Genomic DNA, 1,637 nt, shown 5'->3' on the forward strand with positions numbered 1-1,637 from the left:
GCAGAAAAGACCACCCCATTGGGGTGGCCTTTTCTGGAAGATTGTCCGGCGGTGTCCTACTCTCCCACACCCTCACGAGTGCAGTACCATCGGCGCTGGAGGGCTTAGCTTCCGGGTTCGGAATGTAACCGGGCGTTTCCCCTCCGCCATGACCGCCGTAACTCTATGAACATATCAAACAACCCCGGCACACAAAGTCACGGGTGTTCGCTCGTTCAGAGTTGCACAGTGGACGCGTAGCAGCTTAGTAGTCAAGTCCTCGGCCTATTAGTACCGGTCAACTGAACCCGTTACCGGGCTTACATTTCCGGCCTATCAACCCAGTCGTCTAGCTGGGGGCCTTACCCCACCAAAGTGGGTGGGATACCTCATCTTGAAGCAGGCTTCCCGCTTAGATGCTTTCAGCGGTTATCCCTTCCGAACGTAGCTAACCAGCCGTGCCCCTGGCGGGACAACTGGCACACCAGAGGTTCGTCCGTCCCGGTCCTCTCGTACTAGGGACAGCCCTTCTCAAGTATCCTACGCGCACGGCGGATAGGGACCGAACTGTCTCACGACGTTCTAAACCCAGCTCGCGTACCGCTTTAATGGGCGAACAGCCCAACCCTTGGGACCTGCTACAGCCCCAGGATGCGACGAGCCGACATCGAGGTGCCAAACCATCCCGTCGATATGGACTCTTGGGGAAGATCAGCCTGTTATCCCCGGGGTACCTTTTATCCGTTGAGCGACACCGCTTCCACTCGCAAGTGCCGGATCACTAGTCCCGACTTTCGTCCCTGCTCGACCTGTCAGTCTCACAGTCAAGCTCCCTTGTGTACTTGCACTCAACACCTGATTGCCAACCAGGCTGAGGGAACCTTTGGGCGCCTCCGTTACCCTTTAGGAGGCAACCGCCCCAGTTAAACTACCCACCAGACACTGTCCCTGAACCGGATAACGGTCCGAAGTTAGATACCCAAATCAACCAGAGTGGTATTTCAAGATTGCCTCCACCCATACTGGCGTATGGACTTCACCGGCTCCCACCTATCCTACACAAGCTAATTCGAGTACCAATGTCAAGCTATAGTAAAGGTCCCGGGGTCTTTCCGTCCTGCCGCGCGTAACGAGCATCTTTACTCGTACTGCAATTTCGCCGGGCCTGTGGTTGAGACAGTGGGGAAGTCGTTACGCCATTCGTGCAGGTCGGAACTTACCCGACAAGGAATTTCGCTACCTTAGGATGGTTATAGTTACCACCGCCGTTTACTGGCGCTTAAGTTCTCCGCTTCGCCCCGAAGAGCTAACAGGTCCCCTTAACGTTCCAGCACCGGGCAGGCGTCAGTCCATATACATCGAATTACTTCTTCGCATGGACCTGTGTTTTTAGTAAACAGTCGCTTCCCCCTGCTCTCTGCGGCCATACAACGCTCCACCCGCGCGGGGCTTCACGTCTCCGGCCCCCCTTCTCCCTAAGTTACGGGGGCAATTTGCCGAGTTCCTTAACCACAGTTCGCCCGATCGCCTCGGTATTCTCTACCTGACCACCTGTGTCGGTTTGGGGTACGGGCCGCTAAGAACTCGCTAGAGGCTTTTCTCGGCAGCATAGGATCACTGACTTCACCTGAATCGGCTCGGCATCACGTCTCAGCCTA

Annotated in this window: 1 rRNA gene and 1 other annotated feature (1 of these 2 running past the window's edge); the gene reads right to left on the bottom strand. The window is 56.0% G+C overall.

Annotated features, from left to right (window positions below):
- Positions 1-43: 43 nt before the first annotated feature.
- Positions 44-160: ribosomal RNA gene (gene rrf / locus ACLQ27_RS32125) — 5S ribosomal RNA — on the bottom strand.
- Between the two features lie 88 nt (positions 161-248).
- Positions 249-1,637: a sequence feature (most likely nonfunctional fraction of RNA operon), on the bottom strand (it continues 3,032 nt past the right edge of the window).

The sequence above is a fragment of the Micromonospora sp. DT63 genome, from assembly GCF_049841615.1.
GTDB lineage: Bacteria > Actinomycetota > Actinomycetes > Mycobacteriales > Micromonosporaceae > Micromonospora.